The sequence below is a fragment of the uncultured Meiothermus sp. genome, from assembly GCF_937863175.1.
In the GTDB taxonomy this organism is placed as follows: Bacteria; Deinococcota; Deinococci; order Deinococcales; family Thermaceae; genus Meiothermus.
Map to the genome: position 1 here is coordinate 1 of NZ_CALMCQ010000440.1, position 3,808 is coordinate 3,808.

Here is a 3,808-nt window from a genome sequence, read left to right on the forward strand (position 1 = left end):
TAACCAAGGACAAAGAGCGTGAATCCGGCGACGGTTTTGACGGTACCTGGGTGGCTCATCCCGACCTGGTGCCAGTGGCCCTGGCGGTTTTTGACCGGGTGCTGGGTGACCGGCCCAACCAGAAAGACCGCCTGCGCGAGGACGTGGAGGGCAGGATCCAGGCCGAACAGTTGATTGACTTTAATGTGCCGGGCGGCAAGATCACCGAAGTAGGCATCCGCAACAACATCAGCGTGGAGCTGCAGTACATGGCGGCCTGGCTGGGCGGCTCGGGCGCAGTGGCTATCTTCAACTTGATGGAGGACGCAGCCACTGCCGAAATCTCCCGCTCGCAACTGTGGCAGTGGCTCAAGAAGGGCGCGAAGCTGGACGACGGGCGCACCTTCACCAGAGAACTGTACGCGCAGCTTAAGGAAGAGGAGATGGCAAAACTAGCAGGCATGAAGAACCTGGAAGTGGCTGCGCAACTCCTGGACGAACTGGTGCTGCAACCGGAGTTCAAGGAGTTCCTGACCCTGTCCGCCTATGAGCGGCTCGGCTGAAACCAGCGTCGAGCTATCCGTTGCCTTTCGACCTTCATTCATAGAGGCCGAAGTCAGTGAAGCCGTCCACCCATAGCTGTGCCCTGTACGTTGTTCTGGACTGCTTGGCATCCCTGGTCTCCCCAGCGCCTGGCGCTCAGCACCCTCGAGGGGTGCTTACCATGATCGCGGGTTTGTTATCGAAGCGATTGCCCCGATGTTTTGCAGCAAACACAAAGAGCGGGCATCAGGCCCGCCCTGACACCGCGAGGGGTTTTACGCTGCTTTGGTCTTTGCTTTAGGCTTGGCACCGCGCTCGACCAGCGGGGGCTCTTCCGGGTCGCGCAGGGCGCTGCGGACACGGGACAGCGGGGTGACGCGCTGGACTTCCAAGATCCGCTTGTAGCGCTTGGTTTTGGTTTCCTTGTCTTCCCAAACCTCGGTTTTAAGCGCGCCTTCCAGCAGCACCGGAGAGCCCTTCTTGAGCCCGGCAAACTGCACCGCCAGGTCGCGCCAGGCTTCCAGTTCGACATAGTGATTTTTGGCCTGCCCAGCCGAGGCGTCCCAGCTCGAGAAGCCCAGGCTGGCCTTAGCCACCGGGGTTTTGAGCGAGGTCTGGCGGATCTCGGGGTCGGCGGTCAGGCCACCCGAGAGGATCACCCGGTTCTCGGCCCCGTAGAGCACCGGGCCTTTTTCCTCCTCGTGGATGTCGGCCTGCTCGAGCTTGAACAGCTCCTCGCCCACAATGCGCAGCCTCGAGCCCTTCACGCCGTCCACTTCCCAGGACTCGTAGACCAGGCGGCCAGTGGCCTGATAAGCCTGACCGTCTACCAATTGATCGGCCCAGTTCTCGGCCAGCTTGCCGTAGAAGGTGAAGTCGGCGCGGAAGAAGAGGTGGTTTTCTCCTGCAGAGCGTTTGCCAATGAGGGAAACCTCGAGCAAAGGGGTACCTTTGGGGGTGTAGCGAAGTTCGTGTTTGCTGAGGACACCGCTGATGAGAACCAGATTGGTGGACATGTTTTCTCCTTGTGCGTTACGGTCAGATAAAGATAGGGCTTAGTGAGTAGGTCTAGGGTCTTGGGAAGCGGTTGGCAGCCAGATAAAGAAAAGAGTACCGATGATCGGCTACCGGCTTCCCTACGCTGCTTCCTTCAGCTTGCGCTGCTCGTACAGATGGGCTACAGCCTGGCGGGCTTGCAGGCGGGTGAAGACGCTGGGCTCGGCTGGCTGCGCGAAGCCCAGGGTCTGGTAGTCGGTGGGCTTGAGGTATTTGAAGGCGAAGTTTGCATAGCGCTGGTCGGCCTCGCCGTGCTGGGCTACGGGCTCATCCTGGGTGGCTTTCAGATCATCTACAAAAGCCTCGAGCTTCTGAAACGACTGCTCGGCCTCGGCCTCCCCCATGCGCCCCAAGGTGCGCAGAACCTGGTAGTAGTGCTCCACCGAGTCACCCAGGATGTAGTGATCCTCGATAGCCTGGTTGAGAAGCAAGGCGAACCTGGCACGAGTCTGGAGGTTCTCCTCCACCGGAATCTCCGGTGAGGCAATGACCTGGCCGGTGTCGCTGGTGATCACAAAACCCTGTACCCGCTCGAGGATGGCTCGGGTGGTTTCGCGGTTGCGCGAGCCCTGCAAAACCTGGGCAGTCTCAGGTCCATCGCGCAGCTCGATACGACTGGTGGGAAAGCTATCCTTGCCCCTGGAAACAGTTACCGTGAGCAAAAAGGGTACCCCGCTCAGATCGCCCCCGGCGGCCTGTTGCAGTTGGCACAGGTAGCTGTCGGCCCGCTCCACGCCCATCCGGCCCTTGATGTCAATCTGGTAGACCCCTGCACTGGGCACACCTACCACCTTGAAGCTGAGGGTTCCGATGGGGCGGCAGGCCGGAGCCTCCACCTTGTCGCCCTTTTTACTCGACTGAGCAAAGGGGCAGCCACGCAGGGCGCAGTCGCGAGCCTTCAGGCTGCCATCGGCTTGGACTTCCTGGCCCACGATGCCGTCGCCCTTACATATTAGCCCCGAGCGGGCGTAGCGCTTGTAGAAGGCATCCCAGGTGGCCTGGCTGAGGTTGTCGGGCAGGTAGACCAGCACCTGCTGGGGCCGCTCACCATAGAGGGCCTGGATCGGCTGGGCCCCCTCGATGATGCGGAAATAGTCCAGCGCGACCGGTTTTTCGAAGCTACGACCACCGCGTACTACAGTCTCCTTGAGGCCGATCTTGAACTTTCCGATGCGAACATAGCGGGTTCGGGTGTGCAGTCCCTGGATCATGTCTGTTTCGCTCCTTTGCAGGTGAGGTGTGTTTCGGTCGGATTATGGCTCTCAGGCTGCTTTCCGGCTTCCTGAGGTGGTTCCCAGCCAGATCACAAAATCGGCCAGGAGTTGCTGGGCCTCCTTCCAGGGGGCGGTTTCGACGGCTTCCTCGTTCTGATAGTCTTCGACATGCTCGGCGTACTCACCCACGTGCAGGCTCAGGTCGGGAACGCCCGCGACCTTTAGGGCATCCAGGGCCTCTGTACGGCTGACGCTGTAGAGTCTGCGTCTGCGCCGCTCGAGGAGCAAGATGGGGTGCAGGCCGGGGGCCAGAAAGGGCTTGACCGAGGGGTGGGCCGCCCAGATCAGGTAGGCCCAGGAGTTAGCGGTACCGCTCTCGAGGCCGTCGTCGTACATCAGTTTGTCGCTCTCGGGTTCCCAGTAGAACGCTACCCTGGGGGCATCGCCAGAATAGCCAAAGATGGTTTCTAGATGGGGGTACAGGGGGAGCTCGAGCTTTTTCATCGTCCACTTCCGTTTCGGTCTGCGCCACGCGGCGCTTTGCTTGGGGTCGTCTGTTTCGGGCGGCTCGTCTGGTGCGTTGCGGTCAGTTTCTCAGTTCATGTACGTTTTGTTCCTTCCCCCGTTTGGCTTGTACCAACTCGGATGGGATAAGTGTATAACATAATCGCCCATTTGTCCAGCCGGTATAACCAACCTGGTTATAACACCGTTCTAGTCGCATTTGATCAATCGTATCCAAACACCCAGGCTGCACAGCAGCGTCCCTTGAATTGTCAACAAAAGATAGTATTATGTTATGATCAGAATCACGGGCCTTGTTCAAACGCCAGAAATGGAGACTGCCAATGCCACGCCGAACCAAACCCCACACCCTCGGCCCTGAAACCCATATCGAAGACTGGGTGGCTCTGAACCCACCCGACCCACCCGAACCCCTGGACTCACCACCCCCCGTCCTCCCGTTTTTCCCTCAGCCCGCCCGTTCCTGCGGGTTGGCTGTGGCCTACAAGGCT

General features: G+C 59.9%; 3 protein-coding genes and 1 pseudogene. 1 reads left to right on the forward strand and 3 read right to left on the reverse strand.

The window, feature by feature from the left end:
* Positions 1–542, forward strand: a pseudogene (locus Q0288_RS16340) (malate synthase A); the annotation flags it as partial.
* A gap of 255 nt (positions 543–797) precedes the next feature.
* Here the strand turns inward: Q0288_RS16340 and ssb are convergent.
* The 3 genes from ssb to Q0288_RS16355 all read right to left on the reverse strand — a co-directional run bounded on the left by ssb (position 798) and on the right by Q0288_RS16355 (position 3,296).
* Positions 798–1,538 (reverse strand): single-stranded DNA-binding protein, encoded by a 741-nt coding sequence (ssb, locus tag Q0288_RS16345; protein WP_299432854.1) that lies wholly within the window; start codon positions 1,536–1,538, stop codon positions 798–800.
* Between the two features lie 120 nt (positions 1,539–1,658).
* A complete protein-coding gene (locus Q0288_RS16350) occupies positions 1,659–2,789 on the reverse strand; it encodes a hypothetical protein (RefSeq protein WP_299432857.1) in 1,131 nt (376 codons plus the stop codon).
* Positions 2,790–2,840: 51 nt separating this feature from the next.
* Positions 2,841–3,296 (reverse strand): hypothetical protein, encoded by a 456-nt coding sequence (locus Q0288_RS16355; protein WP_299432860.1) that lies wholly within the window; start codon positions 3,294–3,296, stop codon positions 2,841–2,843.
* Positions 3,297–3,808: the final 512 nt, after the last annotated feature.

Bases quoted from the DNA above. Each gene is read 5' to 3' on its own strand.
- ssb (WP_299432854.1), bottom strand. From the start codon at position 1,538: ATGTCCACCAATCTGGTTCTCATCAGCGGTGTCCTCAGCAAACACGAA.
- Q0288_RS16350 (WP_299432857.1), bottom strand. From the start codon at position 2,789: ATGATCCAGGGACTGCACACCCGAACCCGCTATGTTCGCATCGGAAAG.
- Q0288_RS16355 (WP_299432860.1), bottom strand. From the start codon at position 3,296: ATGAAAAAGCTCGAGCTCCCCCTGTACCCCCATCTAGAAACCATCTTT.